Origin of the sequence: Serratia oryzae (assembly GCF_001976145.1) — a bacterium.
Classification (GTDB): domain Bacteria; phylum Pseudomonadota; class Gammaproteobacteria; order Enterobacterales; family Enterobacteriaceae; genus Chania; species Chania oryzae.
Window position 1 is genome coordinate 1 of record NZ_MOXD01000006.1, and the last position, 16,926, is coordinate 16,926.

General features: G+C 48.4%; 25 protein-coding genes and 2 pseudogenes. 4 read left to right on the plus strand and 23 right to left on the minus strand.

All coding sequences use genetic code 11. The features are described 5' to 3' along the window. Positions 1–312: 312 nt before the first annotated feature. Positions 313–501 (minus strand): hypothetical protein, encoded by a 189-nt coding sequence (locus BMI79_RS11970; RefSeq protein ID WP_076942378.1) that lies wholly within the window; start codon positions 499–501, stop codon positions 313–315. A gap of 233 nt (positions 502–734) precedes the next feature. On the opposite strand from BMI79_RS11970, the gene BMI79_RS11975 reads away from it, so the two are divergent. Further along, positions 735–1,274, plus strand: coding sequence for a hypothetical protein (locus BMI79_RS11975; protein ID WP_076942379.1), 540 nt, complete (start codon positions 735–737; stop codon positions 1,272–1,274). 168 nt (positions 1,275–1,442) lie between these two features. Next, a complete protein-coding gene (locus tag BMI79_RS23805) occupies positions 1,443–1,604 on the plus strand; it encodes a hypothetical protein (RefSeq protein ID WP_158069115.1) in 162 nt (53 codons plus the stop codon). Between the two features lie 501 nt (positions 1,605–2,105). Here the strand turns inward: BMI79_RS23805 and BMI79_RS11980 are convergent. The 6 genes and pseudogenes from BMI79_RS11980 to BMI79_RS12010 form a co-directional block, all read right to left on the minus strand. Next, positions 2,106–2,447: a hypothetical protein gene (locus BMI79_RS11980; RefSeq protein ID WP_076942380.1), complete on the minus strand. Its 342-nt coding sequence runs from the start codon at positions 2,445–2,447 to the stop codon at positions 2,106–2,108. A 2-nt stretch (positions 2,448–2,449) separates the two neighbouring features. Then, positions 2,450–3,022: pseudogene (locus BMI79_RS11985) on the minus strand (IS110 family transposase); the annotation flags it as partial. Between the two features lie 272 nt (positions 3,023–3,294). Beyond that, a pseudogene (locus tag BMI79_RS11995) lies at positions 3,295–4,160 on the minus strand (IS3 family transposase); the annotation flags it as partial. A gap of 133 nt (positions 4,161–4,293) precedes the next feature. Next, the gene (locus BMI79_RS24395; protein ID WP_257014171.1) at positions 4,294–4,425 is read right to left on the minus strand and encodes a hypothetical protein; all 132 of its coding nucleotides are present in this window, start codon (positions 4,423–4,425) and stop codon (positions 4,294–4,296) included. Between the two features lie 64 nt (positions 4,426–4,489). Continuing rightward, positions 4,490–4,765: a hypothetical protein gene (locus tag BMI79_RS12005; RefSeq protein WP_076942384.1), complete on the minus strand. Its 276-nt coding sequence runs from the start codon at positions 4,763–4,765 to the stop codon at positions 4,490–4,492. 533 nt (positions 4,766–5,298) lie between these two features. Continuing rightward, positions 5,299–5,718 carry a tyrosine-type recombinase/integrase gene (locus BMI79_RS12010; RefSeq protein ID WP_244157339.1) on the minus strand — a complete coding sequence of 140 codons (420 nt, stop codon included), beginning with the start codon at positions 5,716–5,718 and terminating at the stop codon, positions 5,299–5,301. Positions 5,719–6,656: 938 nt separating this feature from the next. Here BMI79_RS12010 and BMI79_RS12015 point away from each other — a divergent pair. Further along, positions 6,657–7,148, plus strand: coding sequence for a hypothetical protein (locus tag BMI79_RS12015; RefSeq protein WP_076942385.1), 492 nt, complete (start codon positions 6,657–6,659; stop codon positions 7,146–7,148). A 369-nt stretch (positions 7,149–7,517) separates the two neighbouring features. Here BMI79_RS12015 and BMI79_RS12020 read toward each other — a convergent pair whose 3' ends face one another. From BMI79_RS12020 to BMI79_RS24245, 7 genes are all read right to left on the minus strand, one after another. Further along, positions 7,518–7,706, minus strand: a complete 189-nt coding sequence (locus BMI79_RS12020; RefSeq protein ID WP_076942386.1) for a hypothetical protein — start codon at positions 7,704–7,706, stop codon at positions 7,518–7,520. A gap of 155 nt (positions 7,707–7,861) precedes the next feature. Then, positions 7,862–8,422 carry a hypothetical protein gene (locus BMI79_RS12025; protein ID WP_076942387.1) on the minus strand — a complete coding sequence of 187 codons (561 nt, stop codon included), beginning with the start codon at positions 8,420–8,422 and terminating at the stop codon, positions 7,862–7,864. A gap of 64 nt (positions 8,423–8,486) precedes the next feature. Then, the gene (locus BMI79_RS24590; RefSeq protein WP_083704431.1) at positions 8,487–8,672 is read right to left on the minus strand and encodes a lysis system i-spanin subunit Rz; all 186 of its coding nucleotides are present in this window, start codon (positions 8,670–8,672) and stop codon (positions 8,487–8,489) included. A 27-nt stretch (positions 8,673–8,699) separates the two neighbouring features. After that, complete coding sequence (locus BMI79_RS12035; protein ID WP_076942388.1) at positions 8,700–8,927, minus strand: hypothetical protein; 228 nt, start codon at positions 8,925–8,927, stop codon at positions 8,700–8,702. 101 nt (positions 8,928–9,028) lie between these two features. Then, positions 9,029–9,214, minus strand: coding sequence for a hypothetical protein (locus BMI79_RS12040; RefSeq protein WP_076942389.1), 186 nt, complete (start codon positions 9,212–9,214; stop codon positions 9,029–9,031). Positions 9,215–9,375: 161 nt separating this feature from the next. Further along, positions 9,376–9,570 (minus strand): hypothetical protein, encoded by a 195-nt coding sequence (locus BMI79_RS12045; protein WP_076942390.1) that lies wholly within the window; start codon positions 9,568–9,570, stop codon positions 9,376–9,378. Next, positions 9,567–9,677 carry a hypothetical protein gene (locus BMI79_RS24245; RefSeq protein ID WP_425272354.1) on the minus strand — a complete coding sequence of 37 codons (111 nt, stop codon included), beginning with the start codon at positions 9,675–9,677 and terminating at the stop codon, positions 9,567–9,569. Before BMI79_RS24245 ends, BMI79_RS12045 begins: the two co-directional genes overlap by 4 nt. 837 nt (positions 9,678–10,514) lie before the next feature. Between BMI79_RS24245 and BMI79_RS12050 the strand changes: the two genes are divergently transcribed. Continuing rightward, positions 10,515–11,270 (plus strand): hypothetical protein, encoded by a 756-nt coding sequence (locus tag BMI79_RS12050; RefSeq protein ID WP_076942391.1) that lies wholly within the window; start codon positions 10,515–10,517, stop codon positions 11,268–11,270. A gap of 341 nt (positions 11,271–11,611) precedes the next feature. Here the strand turns inward: BMI79_RS12050 and BMI79_RS12055 are convergent, their stop codons facing one another. The 9 genes from BMI79_RS12055 to BMI79_RS24250 form a co-directional block, all read right to left on the minus strand. Then, on the minus strand, positions 11,612–12,127 hold the full coding sequence (locus BMI79_RS12055; protein WP_076942392.1) for a hypothetical protein: 516 nt from the start codon (positions 12,125–12,127) through the stop codon (positions 11,612–11,614). 77 nt (positions 12,128–12,204) lie between these two features. Further along, positions 12,205–12,483, minus strand: a complete 279-nt coding sequence (locus tag BMI79_RS12060; protein WP_076942393.1) for a hypothetical protein — start codon at positions 12,481–12,483, stop codon at positions 12,205–12,207. Continuing rightward, the gene (locus tag BMI79_RS24035) at positions 12,480–12,653 is read right to left on the minus strand and encodes a hypothetical protein (protein WP_167370523.1); all 174 of its coding nucleotides are present in this window, start codon (positions 12,651–12,653) and stop codon (positions 12,480–12,482) included. The genes BMI79_RS12060 and BMI79_RS24035 overlap by 4 nt, the downstream gene beginning before the upstream one ends. Positions 12,654–12,692: 39 nt before the next feature. Continuing rightward, positions 12,693–13,166: a ProQ/FINO family protein gene (locus BMI79_RS12065; RefSeq protein ID WP_076942394.1), complete on the minus strand. Its 474-nt coding sequence runs from the start codon at positions 13,164–13,166 to the stop codon at positions 12,693–12,695. 333 nt (positions 13,167–13,499) lie between these two features. Continuing rightward, positions 13,500–15,635 carry a DUF927 domain-containing protein gene (locus BMI79_RS12070; protein WP_076942395.1) on the minus strand — a complete coding sequence of 712 codons (2,136 nt, stop codon included), beginning with the start codon at positions 15,633–15,635 and terminating at the stop codon, positions 13,500–13,502. Continuing rightward, positions 15,632–15,955 carry a DUF4222 domain-containing protein gene (locus BMI79_RS12075; RefSeq protein ID WP_083704432.1) on the minus strand — a complete coding sequence of 108 codons (324 nt, stop codon included), beginning with the start codon at positions 15,953–15,955 and terminating at the stop codon, positions 15,632–15,634. Before BMI79_RS12075 ends, BMI79_RS12070 begins: the two co-directional genes overlap by 4 nt. A gap of 15 nt (positions 15,956–15,970) precedes the next feature. Continuing rightward, a complete protein-coding gene (locus BMI79_RS12080; RefSeq protein ID WP_076942396.1) occupies positions 15,971–16,429 on the minus strand; it encodes a hypothetical protein in 459 nt (152 codons plus the stop codon). Then, entirely contained in the window at positions 16,422–16,610 is a 189-nt protein-coding gene (locus BMI79_RS12085; protein ID WP_076942397.1) for a hypothetical protein, read from the minus strand. The genes BMI79_RS12080 and BMI79_RS12085 overlap by 8 nt, the downstream gene beginning before the upstream one ends. Further along, on the minus strand, positions 16,603–16,821 hold the full coding sequence (locus BMI79_RS24250; protein ID WP_244157340.1) for a host cell division inhibitor Icd-like protein: 219 nt from the start codon (positions 16,819–16,821) through the stop codon (positions 16,603–16,605). Before BMI79_RS24250 ends, BMI79_RS12085 begins: the two co-directional genes overlap by 8 nt. Positions 16,822–16,926: the final 105 nt, after the last annotated feature.

The following is a 16,926-nucleotide window of genomic DNA, read 5'->3' on the forward strand; positions in this document are numbered from 1 at the left end:
TCCCGAAAGGCAGGCGTGTGTTGTTTGCGGGGCTTGTTTTTCGTTGCTGATGGTTTAGTCATGAGTCACCTCTGAGTTACGAGTTTACTCACTTAATACCGTGTCCACTATTACTGGGTAAGATCAAGTTTACATAAATTAAACTACACACATCCCTATACACATTTGTTCTCGCTTGCCGCGATTGCGAGTAATTTTTAGCCATATAGGGAGCGGTGCTGGTGGGGTATCACCAGCGGCAATAATTCGCTAACTAGAGTGAAGCTTTAGAGCGCTGACGCGGAATATCGCCACTTCACTGTGGCCATCCGTTCATCTATCACTCAGCGCTTCAACGGTACCACGGTGACGCTTCATAAGGCTGTCAAATTCAGAAATCATCTCACACGCCGTTATCTGGTAGCCGTTGTGATAACACACCGAACCGGTCACCGTTAACCGTTCGCCCCGCTGGTGGATCATCAACTCTAGCGCTGGCAGGTCAAAGCCCGTTACCGACATCGTGGAACGATGCTGTGCTTGTCTGACTCTACCAGTGCCGTGGTGGTGGCAATCATCTAATAATGGCTAGTATAAAAACATCCTTGATGTACTGCATGCGTACCCATCCGCCTCGTTGCCAATTGACAAAGTAACCAAAACGGTAATTATTACACTTATTTTTAGCACGGATAATTACAAGAGAAATTTAACAGTGATATAATCGAACAACTATATACCTCAGGGAAAAGTTAATGCTTTCATTTCATGAGATCGCTGAGCAAACACGGAATGCGCTGCAACTGTTAATTGATCGCATGGGCCTAGACCTTGCTGTTGGCCCATTAAAAGAAACAGACTATCGGCTCCTTTCATCTGGGATGTATGGTGAACTTAACTGGGAATGGGGCATAAGCCAATACACCGGAAAAGCAAACAGCATAGATCTGTGCTTCAAAATTCTTTCTGAACAAGAGGGTTACCCGGCGGGCATTGCGCTGTGCGCATTCCGCCTTGATACGCAAACCTTCGAAATCTACATGATAGAAAACTTTGTCAGGGATGATGAAGGGCACCCGCTTTACAAGCGCATGGCCTTGTTTACCTTCATGGGTGCCTACATATTTACTGATGCCATTAAGGGTGAGCAAGTTGTTATCTCTGAGCCGGATCCAGAACTACGCTGGTACTATGAAAAGTTCGGGTTTGAGAACGACGCAGATTGTGCATATCGCATGACGTGCACACTTGACAAACTGAGAGATAACATTACGAATCCTGAAAGATGGTCGTAGTTTGTTTCAAATAAATCCCATGTTTAGTACGCAGCACAACAAAATGATAACTAAAGCTATGGCTTTTTTAGATGTAAGCCACTAGTATTCACTACCACAGTATGTGGTCATGACCACATACTGTCTGTTATACTGTACAAGGAAATGTACCTACTAAGGAGATGTCACATGTCATATGCTAAAGACGCGAAATTCGACACTGTCGAAACATTCGCTCGCATTGGTGCATCTATCGAGCTTCTGGCTAAAGCTGCCCCGGTCTTGTTAGAGCGAGCAAAAGCACCAACTCGCGAGGTTCAAGGCCCTCGTCGTCAAAAGAAAGTAGCCTGACGATTAAATAGATTGGTCCGAAGCAGGCCCGCGTTAGCGGGCTTTTTCTTTTACGTAACACGCCATGATTTAACATCGGAAAGCTTCAGTAGCCCTAGTTCATCTTTGGTCGGTTCGACAAATCTCACCCTTTCAATTGACACTATCTCGCTCGTGGCTATTTTGAACCAACAAATGGGGTTTTCGTATTAATCCAGTGCTGGTCACCCTGTGGCACATATTATTCTAGTGCTCACCTTAGTATTTCTATACATCAGGATTGCGTTGATGTTAGTGGCGTTTGTCGAGACTCGAACCTGCTGGCGCTGGTGGAGCTAATCGGGGCATTACCGGCGCGGTACTGGCTTCTTCCACTGGTAGGCTGGTGCGCTCATGCGCTATCGGTGGCGCTCCTTGGCTGCCAGTGGCGAGCGCCTTTTTCTTTATTCGTGAAACACCATGTGATGCACAGGTGTATGTAATCCTCTAAACAACAGTAAACAGAAACACTGTTCAGGAGGCCTACTGCGGCAATGGAAGCCACTCAGGAACGGGAAGCCCTGCGGCTTTTAGTTCGTTGTGAACGTGAACCAGAACTTCTGGGGCTTCGGCAAACATTGCCAAGAATCCGCGGATCGCGGCTACGTTGGTTTCTACTGCGGGATTAGATGCCATAGCGTCAGCAGTGCTCTTGATGGCCACAGCCTCGCTCTCCGTCCAGCGGGTTTTGATCTGATCTTCACGCACCATAGAGAAATGCAATCCCTTTTTCCCAGTCCGCTTTCTCGCAAGCAGCGTAGAACGATGCTTCGAAGCTACCGCAGCCCCTGCCATTACACACTTATCACAGTTCATAGTAGACATCCTTGGTATTCACTGGCATCAGGCCTCCAGGATCCCAGAGTCCGGATGAGCTGCATGCGCGTCATATTTCTCAGCTGTTCACGTAATTCATCTGGTGCAGAGATAATATTGGAATGGATAATTTGGAGAGCGACTCTTCGGGCTGATATCGCTGTTTTGCGGCAAGTTTTTAGCACCCGCAGAGATTCAATCATGCCATCGCGCGTTTTGGGAGTAACTGTCCTTATACCAGAGAATGCTGCATGAGCAGCACACTCAGCATCAATCGTGTCACTTTTACCCCGTTTGCGTCGCTCCATCCGATCTGGCGCAGTCACTTCAAGAACTTCTAACCCGGCATTCTGAAAATAGCGAAGCAGCCCTGAGCCATAGGTACCTGTGCACTCAACGCCAATTCTCTTTAACGCCCCAAATGAGGTCATCCATGCCAGCATCTGCCGGTAACCTTGTCGTGTTGTGGCGAAATACTGAGTACCCAGCACTTTATTGTTCTGATCTACGACAGCGGCAACGTGCAGATCTTTATGTGTATCCACACCACCCACAACGGCGGCTTCGGTAACTTTATCAGCCATGACAGAGTTCCTCTGAGGAAACAGAGTTGAATCTCCAGACAGATAACCCGGACAGGACAGTAATGAGACAAGCCGTCAGGCCCTTCTTGAGTCACGCGCACCGGTGAGGAGATGCCTCGCATGAAGGCGCTTCCGGCAACCGACGAGTCCAGGGCAGGACACAAAAGGTCGATCGCTGTGTGAGTCAGGATGCGGGAAGGCCTTCACTGCATCAGTAATCACACCAATCTGGTTTAACGGCAAACTGAGTGATGATAAAAACTGACACCAGCATTATTACTATCACTATGGAACATGACACCTGTAGGACAGCCACGCAACTCCCACGCCATCTGTAAGGCCTTCACGGTCAGTTCCGTATCAGGTGAATAGGACATAGCCCAACCAACGGGCTTGCGGGCAAACAGATCCAACACAACAGCAAGATACGCCCAGCCCTTACCTGTCCAGATGTACGTCACATCACCACACCAAACCTGATCTGGTCGGGTGACAGCAAACTGACGCTCAAGCAGGTTAGGGATATCAATGCGCTCTTTTCCACCTCGTTTGTAGTGGTGCGCAAGAAGCTGACAACTCGTTATATCAAGCTCTTTCATTAGCTTACCGGCAAGCCAACGCCCCAGTTTTACCCCTTTATTCGTCACCATCGTGGCAATATTTCTGGCACCTGCAGAGCCGCCGCTGGCCTGCCAGACTTCACTGACCAAACTGCGTTTTATGGCACGCTCTGCATCCGGCACCTTTTTACGGCTGTGCCAATATCGGTAACTGCTACGATGAACCTCAAAGAGTTGGCATAACGCTTTAACGGGATAAAGCGCCCTCAATTTGTTAACTATCGTGAATTGTTCAACGAGTCCGACATCAAGAGCGCGGTAGCCTTTTTTAGAATATCGTTTTCCATTTCAAGCCGTTGTATTCTTTTTTTCATTTCACGTAGTTCGATCTGCTCGGGTGTCAACGGCAGCCCGGCAGGCGCTTTGCCTTGACGTTCAAGACGGAGTTTGTTCACCCAGCGAGTCAAAGCAGAAAGGCTGACGTTCATCGCCTTTGCGGCCTCTGCAAAGGTGTATTGCTGGTCAACAACCAGCTTGGCTGCTTCAAGTTTAAATTCTGCTGTGAAATGTTTACCCATCGTGTCACCTGTAACGTTATTGAGGTGAGAATATCACCTCTGGTCAGGTGGCCAAATTCAGTGTGCCACTACATTGAGTAAACCGGGCTATTTAGAAATGGAGCGCCTTTAGGCGCTCCATCATTTAACGATACTATGGCTTTTTCTTTTGAGGCTTCGGATAGTTGATGGTTTCCGTAACCGTTGTTTTAGGGTTTTTCTTCACTTCTTTCTCTGTCACAAATTGACCAGTGATAGCACTACGACCTACTTTGCGCTTGGACATCGATACAACCTCATATTGAATGGAAGGGGCAAGGATGCGTTAAACATCCTTGCTGTTGGTTGCATTAGCCAGCCATGTGAGACTGACTATAAGATGCCATCATGCCGTCGCTATAACCTTTGGCATAAGCTGCCTGGGGGCTTTTGTGGCGTACAGTACCAGCTTGGCTTTCAGGTAGGGCTTCAAGGTTAACCCAAACTTGAGAGCTACGAATTAAGCCATGTTGAAAGCCTTGCTCGTAAGCACAACCACAGCATTTGTGGCGACCAAAACCACCTTGATCTTCAGGTAGTTGAACAAAGACCGGTGAGTACCGGTGACGGTTGTAACAAATAGTCATGTTGTATTGCCTTAGCCCTTCAGGGCACAAAAAGGTTTTACAAAGCCCGTCTATGTTGCCTACAATCCAACTTGTCTAAGGTAAGAAAGTAGGTAGCTAACGGTTAACTTTGAGTCGCCAAACTCTCAGAAACCTCGCTTCTAAATCAGCCGGATCCACAAATGTGGACTCGGCTGTTTTTTGTCCAGAGAACAGGAACGCACTACATGTAGTGCCTATTCATCTGGACTAACAACAAGATAATGAGAACTTGGTAGGTTTGCAAGTGAACAAAACCTGCCGTTCCTGTGGATAACTTGGGGGGGAAATGTTACGATACCTTCCTAGCGCGCATTACAACTGGAGCGACAAGGTTGTCAATAAGCGTGATGAAATTTTGTGGTTACTGTCAAAAACACGATCGTTTGCCGCTTTATTAAACGTTAGAAAAAAAACGCATAATAGATCTGTTTTTATATTCTTATTCCAGCAATGAGAGGCAAGGCCCTAGAATTTATACAAGCTCCCCTAAAGAATACTTATCTGCAAAGTTATCAACCTTGGCCTGTGTCGCGCCGATGTAATGTAGAGGCTAACGACTTGTGACCCAATGCCTTACTGATCACCGCAATATCCGCCCCATCCTCATAACCTATCGTTGGTTTGCTTTTCCTCATGCTGTGAGTTGACAGATTTAGTCCCAACTTCTGCCCCGCATAACTGATTTCCTCATGCAGCTTGGAACGGCTTACCGGCTTGCCTGTGCTTCTCTTACTATCAAGCTGTAATATGTACACATGATTAGGGTTAGCCTCCTTACGAGCCGCTATGATGCGTTTGGCGGTATCTGTAAGACGTACACGGATCACTTTCTGCGTTTTCTGCTGGGCAATGACCACATGATCACCTGATACATCGTCATAGCGCAATTCCCGCAGGTCTGACACCCTTAGCATTAGCTCAAAACCAAGCAACCATGCATCACGATAGATGGGATTGCCCTTCCCTTGTTTGGTCAGCTTTCTGTAGATTGATGGGGTTCGATCAGAACAAGTTTTTTCGCATGGAAAAACGCGTGGGGTTCGAGCGCAGTGTAAAACATTTTCGCGATCTGGCTCTTAAGGCTAAACAAGTGAAGTAATAAAGCCAAATAAGAAAGGCCCCGCCGTCATGGTTGGGGCCTTTTTTGTTGCCTAAAATCAGGCAATAGGATCCATAAAGCCCCGTTGGTGGTAACACGCAAAGCGGAGCGTTAGCGGCAGCATTATGTAACTCAGGGCAAGGACTTATCAGGATGACCATGTAACCGTTAGGTAGCGAGGCCGAACCGCTGGCAGAGCCTGCATATCGTGTGCAGGGACGAAAACCACCATGAACCTGTTTAGTAACATCGGGCTAAAATGCGCCTTACCATGAGCTTTCTGTGAGTGTTTAGAGCCTACAGTGTGGCTTAGTTTTCTTGTTTTGCTATCGCGGTAAGACACTGGAACGACCGCCAACGGTTTGATATGCTCACAGATCAACCACACACCAAACAGTGACAGTTACGGGTGTAGTTCAATGGGGCTGAAAGCATTGTAGGTGAGAAATCACCTTTGCTTGAAGCGCTTATAAATCATCATGTTGATTTATAAGGAGATTTTGGAGCGGGTGAAGGGAGTAGAACGCCAGCACTTAAAGCCAGTAAATACGGTACTCCATGAGTTTATAAAAATGAAACTACACACATTCCTATACACATTTGCTCTCGCTCGCCACGATTGCGAGTAATTTTTAGCCATATAGGGAGTGGTGCTGGTGGATTGTCAACTGTTCAAAACCAATTACCTGCATCCGACAACAAGCTGTAACTGGTCAGGGCTATGTGGTAACTATGATTCATAAGACATAACCTGAGATACAGAGGCGTTTGGTGAGTAAAGCTGAAGCAATAAAAAAGGTATTTGGAACATTTATAGGAGCCACATTGATTGGCTACTCTACCGCAGAGATATTCGTTGATCGCTGGGAACCATGGAATGATTTACCTATCAGGCTGGCATTTAATAACGGTCAGATAATTTCTGTTGCTTGGTCCAAATTCGATGATTTATGGCTTTCGAATGACCAGTCATTACCTTTCGATATCTATGATAGTAAGGTTCGCTGGATTGAAAACGCATTTGATGACCTTAATCGTTTGATCGGAGGTGTCATTTTATCTGTTTCTCTTGGGCAGGATTATTTGGAATTAGGGGGAGAAGAAACCCCATTGGACATCCACCTCATCATTGAAACCGATCGAGGCGTGATGGATATCTTTAATGCTCTTGATGAAAATGGGTATGCGTATCTTCCCTCTCGCCCCCTAAATCTTGCGCTGTGCGTACCGTTCAACCCGCTTACTGAACAAGACACCGTTTGATCTTCCACCAACAGAGTTAAAAACAACAAAACACAGAACAGCGGGTAATTACCTGCCCGCAAAGCCGCATTCCACCGTTTGAAAGCGCTTTTTTTCCTGATATTTCTCTATATATAAGCAAAAGTGTGTTGGTTCAGTCGGTTCAATTTGTAAAGGTGATTGTTTTATAAGGATTTATTTTAAAAAAGTGAACCAACACAAGGCCATTTTGAACCAACGAAGGGGGTTTTCGTGTTGGTTCAGTGCCGATCGCCATGAGGCACGCACTGCGGCGCTCACCTTAGCATTTCTGTACATCCGGATTGCGTTGATGCGCGTGGCGTTCGTGGAGACTCGAGCCTGCTGGCGCTGGTGGAAAGTATGGAGGCATTACCGGCGCGGTGCTGGCTTCTTCCACTGATAGGCCGGTGCGGTCATGCGCTGCTTGTGGCGTTCCTTGGCGGCCAGCGAGGCCGCTACGCTGGTTCGGAGTTCCAGCAGGTCTTTATCGTCCAGGGTGAAACCTTGCTGGCGTGCTGCGCTGATTAGCGCCTGTTCTATGGTTTGTCGGTCTAGCATGGGATTACCTCTGGTCGGTAGAGTGTGGGGATCGGCGCTGTAGGGTCATAGCCTTCACCCCACCAGCTTAAGGTGTGTCATCCGTTATGAAGTGAAACTAAGTTGCAGGTCATCGTGGACTTCAGATAAAAACAAAACCGCCCAAAGGCGGTATTTCATGACGTAAGTGTATTCATTAGCTCTTTGTCCGGTTTGAAGGTTACGCTTTGACCTGTCCCAAGCGTCACAACATACTGTAACTTTTTAACTTTGCCATTTGCCTTCTCGATAAAGTTAAGAAGATCTGCCTTCCAATCCGCGAAATTATTGAACTCAATAAAAAACATCGCTGATTCGCCATGCTCTAACTTTTTTGGCAGCTTATCAGATGCATGTGTATTGAAGACGAACACAAGCTGTTTATCCCCATTGCACACCCATGTAATAGAGCTAATAACTACTGGGTGCATTCCAATGTTAGCCACATTCAAACTAAGCCCAATCAAACTAATGCCAGGTGATGGGGAAACGATAGCGGTACCGCAGGTTGAGGTTATCCTAGATATTGGTTTCCTGTTCGCGATATAAAGTGACACTACCACCGCAGCAAAAGTTGCACAGCCTGCAACCCAAGTAGCTACCATAATCCAAAAAGTCCACTTTGCCGTTTCTTGAGTTGCTAGCAAAGCATCTCTTGCTGATAAAAGCGTTTCGAAAGCAATTATATCCGAATCCATAAACATCCATTTCATAAAAACGAAAAGGCTTATATTACTTTAAACATAGCTCTCGAGTGAACCGCTACAATCCGGCCATTTGCTTTCTGGCGATATCAATTCGCTCTCTGCGGGTGAAATAATCCCGTTGAGCGGAGTCGGTAAGTTTGGCGCTGGCTGCATCATCCATGCCGCTGTGGCCGGTAGGTGTTACTAATAGTTTTGCTTGCACATTACACAGCAGCCTCGAAAAGCTACTCTGTGATGCCATAAAAAACCGCCCGAAGGCGGTTATGAGTTACTTACCGAGAATCTCAATGAATCTTTCACAAGACGCCTTGGCGTCCTCTATTGTTATAGCCTTTTTAAAACCATATCCGTTTTTGTGAACCATCCAGCGACCATCTCCATTCCTGCAATGAATATCTGCTGAATAGTGGCCATCAGTTTCATAAATTTCAAACTTGAACGGCCCTTGTTTTTCATGCTCAATAACAAGCGTTTTTACTAGGGTACTTATAGGCATGTCGAAGATCCCTTCGGTAGGAGGTTCGACATTATACCTCACCTATTGACGGCGTTTCTCAGGTTCACCTCTATTAGGCTCTCGATTGCAGTGCGCGGCGGTTAGTTTTTAAAGAAGGTTACTTTGGTGGTGATGAGGCGGCGGATTAACCGTGCGGCTTCATGCTCCATCTCTGCGATGGCTTCCGGGGTAAGCGCACGGCCTGCATACTTACGTTCCATCTGAGCGAAAATGTTGTTCACATCGGCGTTTAGGGGGTTGGTGACTTCAACGTTTAACCTTGCCATTAACCTGTTCCTTTTAAATTTTCACGCTGCCATTTAATTAGCTCATCAATACGTGAGACTCACATCTTGGTCACTCCAACTTCGCAATTCGCATTTACTCCCACCACCTGCAAGACATGACAAAAGAAAAACCCGCGCTGGTGGCGGGCTTCCTGTGGGCTTTATTTGTTGCCGGTGTTTAGCGTTTCAGTATGGATTGACTCCTTGCAGATCGCTCTCTCACCGAGTTTTCCTGTACCCAATAACTCGCCGTGCATGGCCGGGTCGTCAATGGTTGGAGCCTGAGCGCCATCCAGTGGGGTGATTTTCTCCAACTGTGCCGGGTTGTCCTGTGCTGCTTTGCTGTCGTTTTTCATTGTGGTGCTCCTGTGCTGCCGTTGCCGTTCTGGACGCCGCCGTGGGTATGGCCCATCAAGCTCTTGCCGCCTGCTGTCACATCCTTAGTGACCTCCACCGGCCCCATTCTCTGAGAAGGATCACGTAAACGTTGGTCTAACGCCTATCAATACGCTTGGGATTTCTGCTGAACGTCTCTGCCACCACTTATCCCTGTCAGTAACTCGGTTCGGCCAATTCCATTCTGATACAGGGGGATCCGATACATTCCGATACATGGTCACTTGACACTTTTGCAAACCAAGCATGAAAAACCTTATCATCTCTGTACACCCAACGTGAAAAATTAAGCCCCTCAATACCAGCTAAAGCCAGTGCTGACGCGGCTTGCAGAGGATGTATCAAGTCCGATCATAAAAGTGTCAAGTAGGGCCGCTAACTTGACACTTTTTCGCAAAGAGGCGTGGGGTTCGGTAGTTGATATGTATAAAACTGTATACCCAATAGTGATAAAAAATCATCAAACACTTACCTCACAAGGGATAAGGCGTGGTTGATATTTTTTCTGGGAACAGTGAAAAGCGTTAGCCTATTTATTTAAGCTCAGACTGGTCATGACAGTTTTTCGGCCTGTGCGCAATCGAGTATGACTGTCGGCTATGAGCTATACGGACTTTTAATTGACTGGCTTAATCAGAGTTATGTGAGGAACTAATGCAGATTTTCGCAGTTGCGCAGAAAACCAGCAGAGAAAAAATCTCAACGTTCATTGAACGGCGAGGACATGCTTGACGCACTGAAGACATTGTAGTCACGTTCTGACGAAATTTTCGGTAAAAGTAAATAGTCTCAATGGTATGATATACAAATACAAAAGACCTAGGAGTTGGGGTAAAGTGCGAGTGTCATAGAACCCCTCTGCGGTTAAAACAAACAACCCCGTATGATTAAACATTGAGGATATATGGCAGCAGAAACAGTAGTTGCAGATGCAGCAAGTACATTAGATACAGCAATAACAGTAATAGGTTTTATTGCCACAATAGCCTCATTAATACTAGCTATTGGTGCTATTTGGCTTTCCTTCGTTTTTTATAAAATGTCAAATGAAGCATCAAAAGAGACAACTAAAGCAGCAAAAGATATCCAAGCAAGTGTAGAGCGACTGGAAAAAATATTTGACAAACTATATTCAGATACATTCTCTATGATGAGGGATACGGTAACAGATATGCGTCAGCATATATGGAAAAAGCCCCACACAGGAAGCCCTGATGACATTATCAGCAATGAAGAAAAAATAGACAAACTTAAGGATAGTATTAGTAAGGAAATTATTTGCATCGTTGATGAAAAACTTAAATCAAATGGAGATAATGAAACTAAAATCAAAGAATTAGAAGATAAGATTAAAAAAGCCCTTGAAAGTGGGATACAAAAGACCATTCGTTCACAAGCAATCCCTACAACCTTAATGCGTCGTAGAGCACTAAACCTGATAAAAAGACACGGAAGAATAAGAGTGGTGAACCTAATAAAAACAATGAATGATATATTCCCTGAGGGTTATTCTTTTAGTGATGAAAATTTTATGGGGGCATTATTTGATCTCCGTGAAAATGGTTTAATAACATGGGATGGCCCTTCTGGAAGGATATCCTCAGATGATATTATTCTATACATTAGAGATGATGAGAAAAATAAAGAAACCAGTGAATAGTTCGCACAATTTCTTTAGGGGAAAGAGGTCGCTGTGGGAGAAATTCTCGCAGCGGCCATTCTCAAAAAATAGATATTTCTACTGAGCTTTGATATGTCCGCTTGTGGCATAGGCTGTGTGAAAACGTTTTTGATCGCATAAGCTGCCATAAACAGAGCTGAAAACCACGTCCCTACTTAAAATTTGACTCTGCTAACCAGCTGATCGATTTCAGATTTTGCATAGTATTGTGCACTTAAGTTTTTAGCCAGAGTTTTCACACAGCCTGGGTTCGAAGCTGCTGTTGAACGATTCAAAAAAGTTTTAGTTCAAGTACGAATCAGTACATGCTAACGATCACCCTATGCCCATTCAGCCAACGCGTTCAATCCCTCCTGGCTCCATTCAGCCATATCATCCGGGCATAAGCTGGCGCTATAACGTAATTCCTGCCTGATGAGGCCGATGGCAACACCTGCGTTGGTTTTTAAGTCATACCGAACAACGTAGTGTTCCGCGTCGCCATCATCCAGATAAATACCCTCATCCTCCAGAAACTCGACCGACCAATTAAGCTCCCCAGCGGCAAGCCTCACACATTGCTGTATTTCTTCGTTGGTGGCTGGTGGTGTCTTATTGTCGCCAGCCTGCACCGCCTTCCAGAATTCTTCCCACGTCATTTCGAGCGTTCTGCTTTCCTGCGGGTCGGTAGTGGTGATTTCCGGCCCTGACTCATCACCACCTTTCCGCTGCCGTTCGGTGGCCTCAACGTCAATTTTGGAACCGGACATCACAACGTCGCCTTTGGCTATCCAGTCGTAGACAGTCTGGCGACTGACACTGCAGTATTTGGCATAGGCCGCTTTGCTCATCAGCATGATTTTTTCCTGGTGGAGTGCACGCTTCCAGAAAACAGCCCGTCCGGAAGCGTTTTCTTGTGACGATGGCCAGCGGATTAGCGCCGCCACGATTCTTGACTGACGGTGGAGGCGATAACATCTCTGACAACCTGTTTCACCAGATCGACATTTGCCGAACTGCTTTCTACCTGGGTGAAACCACAGTCACCGACTTCAACCGTTAATCCTTCAAGTTTTTTTCCCATGGCATCCGGCAATTCACCACCAAATCGATGACTGATGGCCTCCACCAACGCCCGGCGAAATGCCTCGTTTTTGTTGACGCCGTACCCTTGCCATAATTGACGCTTATCAACCCGAATATTGATTTTCATACCAATCCTTCCTGTTTGAGTGCCTTATCGATAATTCCACGGACGATCGCGTTAAGGGTAGGGGCCACCTGATACGGGGATTTTGCCCGCTCGCTGTCCTGAATGCGCTTTACCGCCTGCATCTGCTCTTTGGTCAGCAGCACCGGCTTGAAGTTGGGGTTATAGGCCATGCATCACCTCTCTGTATGTTCATACAGGTTTATTTTATTTCATAATACGCAACGATAAAACATTACGTTGCACAAAATGAAATAACCAGATGTGGCGATCGCGTCTGATTGGTCGGTAAATCGCTTTTTCTTGCCGTGTGATTTCAGGTTTGCCAATAGCATCCGGGCGTTTTCCTGTTCTTCTGCAGTTACCTCACCGCAGGGCTGGCCGTTCAGGTCATAACGAGGGCCACCCGCCACAAGCGCACGCAGATAGCGCGGTGTTTTGGTCAACTTGCTCAAGGCAAGCACAAGATGTTTTGGGGGCACAGGCAAACGGCGCGCTGCAGCATCGGCCAACATGTCGTCACGGATCCCGACCTTTAACGGTTTGACCTCACGGTGACTGAATACCCGTGGATAATGGGCCTGCACACGCTGTATGTAGACCGACCTCCAGCCACCCGCGCCGGACTGGGATTTTTTTCCCGTATCGGATGAAGTAGGTTTTTGAATGGCCTCCTTTTTCGTCATTTTCAAAAAATTCCTCTATAGGTATACAAAAACGCTTGTCCCACTTGTCCCACTTATCCCAACCTTCATAATCAATTGATTTAATTGATGTCTTTTTTAATTTCTGGGATAAGTCACCCTCATTTTGGGATAAGTTGGCCCGTTTTTGAGTTGTCCCAGGCATCGGCAGCGGGTGACTTATCCCAAAATGGCCTCGACTTGTCCCAAAAAGCCCTCGACTTATCCCACTTTTATCCCAGAATGGAATGCACATAGACATATATAACAATAAGTTAACTAATATCATCTACGTCTGGGATAAGTGGGATAAGTATGTTTACGCGCACATGTAGGCTATTCGGTTTCGCTTTCCTCTGATTCCGGTGCAAAGAGCAAAACATAAGTCCACGGGCGGGCATTGTTCAGGTGCTTCAGGCGCGGCGTTCTTATCTGCCAGTTTTTACCGCTGGCGGGCCTTTTGAGCATGCCGGCCTCATGCAGTGTTCTGGCAGCGACGTCTTTGTTGTGAGTACCTGCAACGTGTTTTTTAAACGGCGCAGGTAGCACGTAAAACAGCATGGGATCATCAAACCGTTCCCCGTTATCCCGGTATCCCATCAGTTCGGTTATGGGAAAATCGCGCGGATCATATTCAATGGGCGCAAACCGGCTCATGCCATACGCATTAAGAAATTCTTCCGCCTGATCGATAATCTGCTGATGCTCCTTGTTCCCGGTACCGAATTCTTTTACCCAGGCATTAAAATTGTGCTGGATGGCATCCCGGCAGGCCTGCGCATCCCAACCGGTAATCGGGGTTGCCAGCACCAGCGCCGCTTCCATCAGCGCAAATCTTTCCCCCACACGGTGGATCTGCTCCCCGTAACTGTCGGGAATAAGCCCGCGCCAGCGTTCCCGCGCAGCGCCTGCGGCCTCCTGCGCTTCCTGCTGGTGGTCGGCAAGCCATCGCACCCACTCACGCCCCGCCGCGCCGTGGTGCGCCGTCCATGCATCACGCAGGGCATCAGCATGGGCCTTGCCTGATGGCAGGCCATGAAATACCGTTGCCTTTTCCATCGGCACGTTCAGCAGACGCACCAGTTGCCCGGCCTTGGGTTTGATGCCGTGACTCAGCAGATAGGTTTCAATGTCCATTTCGCCGGTGCTGATCGCCACCGTTCGCCAGCGTTTCAACTCCCGGTTGCCGCCGTCTTTGGCACCCTGTAGTTTCCCCGAACCGTTAAACAGCGTGTAAGCCGAGGTGGCGACCGATTTGGGATCGGCCCCCTGGCCGACCTCATCCAGCGCAAGTAGCCCGTCATGGTGTGCCTGTGCTTCGTTGGCAATCCCCAGCGCGGTGCCGTACCACGTCAGGCGCAGCATGTCGGGGTTACCGTAAAGACTGCTGGCAATGTTGGCCGTGGTGGTTTTCCCTGCGCTGGACTGCTGGAAGAAATGAACACCGAAGCCGTCGGCGCCCACCAGCCCGACCAATGGCGCAACCAGTGCAGCCGCTACGCCCAGCATCATTGACGGGTTACCTTCCACCAGCGCGGCCACGTTGTCGCGCCAGCTCTGTGCCGTGCCTGCCACGGTATAGCCCGACGCCGTGGCGCTCTTGCCGTGGAACACAACGCGCTTTTTTGCATCACCGATGATTTCCCCGTCAGGCATGATGTAAACGCCGTGCTGCCAGCCCGACAACGTGGCCACGCTCCACAGCTCCCCGCTGTCGTTGTCGGTCAGGTGATCGGCAAGAATGGCGCGCAAGTGAGGTTTTGCTGTAATACGCAGCCCCCGGTTGCTCAGACGTGACCAACCTTCACGATTACCAATATCCCCCGCTGGAATAGCCTCTGTGCGTTTCGGGCGATTTCCGACCGGTTGCCAACGCAAGATCACAAAATCGATGCCATCACCTTCACCGGCCCCCAGCACGTCCACCGCACCGCATAGCCATTGACCGGGGTGTATCACCTCCCCGGATTGCTTATCGATTTTGGGCGTGACCCAATACAGACCGCCAGAACGGGCTTCTACACGGGGTGCCAACTCATCAACAGGTGCACGCTTTCCGCTCGCCTTGCGCATTTCTTCAACCAGGCTTTGCCCCTGTTCGGCCTGCTCGCGTGCCCTGGCTAAAAATCCTCGCCAGTCCTCCGGCTCCCGATCGGAAATAGCCTTGTAAAGCCTTGCCTCCTGTACTCCCGCCAGCGCCAACTTTTCACCAATCGCATTTATCTGAATGGGTTCGATATCACCGGCCAGATAAACGCGGGCATATCGCCGCCCTTTGTCGATAATGCGCAGGTTATGCAGCTCCGCCAGCTCCCTTTTACCCAGGTAAATCGGCGGCACGTTGTCGCCATGCCGATGGCCTTCACTCTCGATCCAGTGCTGCGCGTGGGCGCGAGCATCGGCCCCCACGAAAATAATCGCCTCGGTGTTTTTATCCTTCGGGAGTGCCTTCACATTTGGTGCGGATCTCATTTCGATCCCTCCCGGCGTGCAGCAATCATTTCTCTCAATTTTCGGGTTTTCTCCAACGGATTTGCCGCATCCCGCCATTCGGTGAACGTTCTGGTTTCAACAAGGGTGAATTCACTGCAGAAACGCGCTGTCGGCATTTCGCAGGGAAATTCATACCCATCACGGACAAATTTCACCCGGTAAACACTGGCTCCGGTCACCGTGACACCCTGCCCACGATTATCTTTCCAGCGCTGGCCAGGGTAAGGCGTATTATCCACCGATCCCGTTTTTGGGGTGAGTTTGGCCTCCGGCGGGTGGCCGGCTAATTTTTTATTCATGATTTTAAGCTCCGGTTATGCGGTTGCTTTCAAGGGTTCGACGCGGTAGCCGGCGCGGGCCGCCAGATGAACAAAACCATCGAAATTCGTCGTGATGTGATCGTCCGGTATTGGCGTATTCGCCGTAATGCGGCCGCTTTCTACGTAGAGCATGACCCGGCCGGTTGTGGAGGGATAAATACCCAGCCTCTTTAAAAAGTCAGGCTGATTTTCATTCAGCATAGGCACCAGGCCGCGCATTTCTGTCTCATCGCTTGCCCGTATTTCAGCTTCCATCATGGAGCCGACCTGTTTGATCGCCTCGATGGCGTGTAATTCAATACATGCCAGTGCCTGCGGGGTGATTGCACCTGAATATTCGGTTTTGCAGGCTACGTGTTTATCGGCTTCTTTGGCGATCGCGCCGATTTCAACGAGCGCATTCACTAACGTCATGATGGCGGCTTCTGCTGAAATATCGAAATTGTTACGCATGATCGGCCTCCTGAACGATTGCGCTAGTCAGGCGCACAAAGCGATAGCCTTCTTCGGTTGCAAGACGCAGGGCGCTAACCATTGCTTGCTCGGTGCTGGTGGCCTGCACATCGTAATGAATGCCTGCGGTATTGCCGCGCTTATTTACTGCGTAACCTGTGACACGGAACGTTTTAGTCATGGCGCACCTCCAGAACCGGCAAGCGTGCAGCCAATGACAGGATAAAGTGAGGGGACAGTACCTGGCGGGCTTCGCGTTCGGTGTGCGCCTCTACAGACATGCGGCAAGGTTTGGCGTTACGGTCTGAGCGTGATATCGCCAGAAAACGCCAGGTGAACTTATTCGGGATGAGTGAATCCCGCCCGGTTAAGGGTATGGTATGATTTTTCATAGCTGCCTCGATACTGTCGATATCGCTGGGAGTTAGAGGCCCGGTTAGTGTTCCAGCACTGCCGGGCTTCGCATTTGATAGGTGTGTTTCACTATCACTTTTAAA

Bases quoted from the DNA above. Each gene is read 5' to 3' on its own strand.
- BMI79_RS11970 (WP_076942378.1), bottom strand. From the start codon at position 501: ATGTCGGTAACGGGCTTTGACCTGCCAGCGCTAGAGTTGATGATCCAC.
- BMI79_RS11975 (WP_076942379.1), top strand. From the start codon at position 735: ATGCTTTCATTTCATGAGATCGCTGAGCAAACACGGAATGCGCTGCAA.
- BMI79_RS23805 (WP_158069115.1), top strand. From the start codon at position 1,443: ATGTCATATGCTAAAGACGCGAAATTCGACACTGTCGAAACATTCGCT.
- BMI79_RS11980 (WP_076942380.1), bottom strand. From the start codon at position 2,447: ATGTCTACTATGAACTGTGATAAGTGTGTAATGGCAGGGGCTGCGGTA.
- BMI79_RS24395 (WP_257014171.1), bottom strand. From the start codon at position 4,425: ATGTCCAAGCGCAAAGTAGGTCGTAGTGCTATCACTGGTCAATTTGTG.
- BMI79_RS12005 (WP_076942384.1), bottom strand. From the start codon at position 4,765: ATGACTATTTGTTACAACCGTCACCGGTACTCACCGGTCTTTGTTCAA.
- BMI79_RS12020 (WP_076942386.1), bottom strand. From the start codon at position 7,706: ATGCTAGACCGACAAACCATAGAACAGGCGCTAATCAGCGCAGCACGC.
- BMI79_RS12025 (WP_076942387.1), bottom strand. From the start codon at position 8,422: ATGGATTCGGATATAATTGCTTTCGAAACGCTTTTATCAGCAAGAGAT.
- BMI79_RS24590 (WP_083704431.1), bottom strand. From the start codon at position 8,672: ATGGCATCACAGAGTAGCTTTTCGAGGCTGCTGTGTAATGTGCAAGCA.
- BMI79_RS12035 (WP_076942388.1), bottom strand. From the start codon at position 8,927: ATGCCTATAAGTACCCTAGTAAAAACGCTTGTTATTGAGCATGAAAAA.
- BMI79_RS12040 (WP_076942389.1), bottom strand. From the start codon at position 9,214: ATGGCAAGGTTAAACGTTGAAGTCACCAACCCCCTAAACGCCGATGTG.
- BMI79_RS12045 (WP_076942390.1), bottom strand. From the start codon at position 9,570: ATGAAAAACGACAGCAAAGCAGCACAGGACAACCCGGCACAGTTGGAG.
- BMI79_RS24245 (WP_425272354.1), bottom strand. From the start codon at position 9,677: ATGGGGCCGGTGGAGGTCACTAAGGATGTGACAGCAGGCGGCAAGAGC.
- BMI79_RS12050 (WP_076942391.1), top strand. From the start codon at position 10,515: ATGGCAGCAGAAACAGTAGTTGCAGATGCAGCAAGTACATTAGATACA.
- BMI79_RS12055 (WP_076942392.1), bottom strand. From the start codon at position 12,127: ATGCTGATGAGCAAAGCGGCCTATGCCAAATACTGCAGTGTCAGTCGC.
- BMI79_RS12060 (WP_076942393.1), bottom strand. From the start codon at position 12,483: ATGAAAATCAATATTCGGGTTGATAAGCGTCAATTATGGCAAGGGTAC.
- BMI79_RS24035 (WP_167370523.1), bottom strand. From the start codon at position 12,653: ATGGCCTATAACCCCAACTTCAAGCCGGTGCTGCTGACCAAAGAGCAG.
- BMI79_RS12065 (WP_076942394.1), bottom strand. From the start codon at position 13,166: ATGACGAAAAAGGAGGCCATTCAAAAACCTACTTCATCCGATACGGGA.
- BMI79_RS12070 (WP_076942395.1), bottom strand. From the start codon at position 15,635: ATGAGATCCGCACCAAATGTGAAGGCACTCCCGAAGGATAAAAACACC.
- BMI79_RS12075 (WP_083704432.1), bottom strand. From the start codon at position 15,955: ATGAATAAAAAATTAGCCGGCCACCCGCCGGAGGCCAAACTCACCCCA.
- BMI79_RS12080 (WP_076942396.1), bottom strand. From the start codon at position 16,429: ATGCGTAACAATTTCGATATTTCAGCAGAAGCCGCCATCATGACGTTA.
- BMI79_RS12085 (WP_076942397.1), bottom strand. From the start codon at position 16,610: ATGACTAAAACGTTCCGTGTCACAGGTTACGCAGTAAATAAGCGCGGC.
- BMI79_RS24250 (WP_244157340.1), bottom strand. From the start codon at position 16,821: ATGAAAAATCATACCATACCCTTAACCGGGCGGGATTCACTCATCCCG.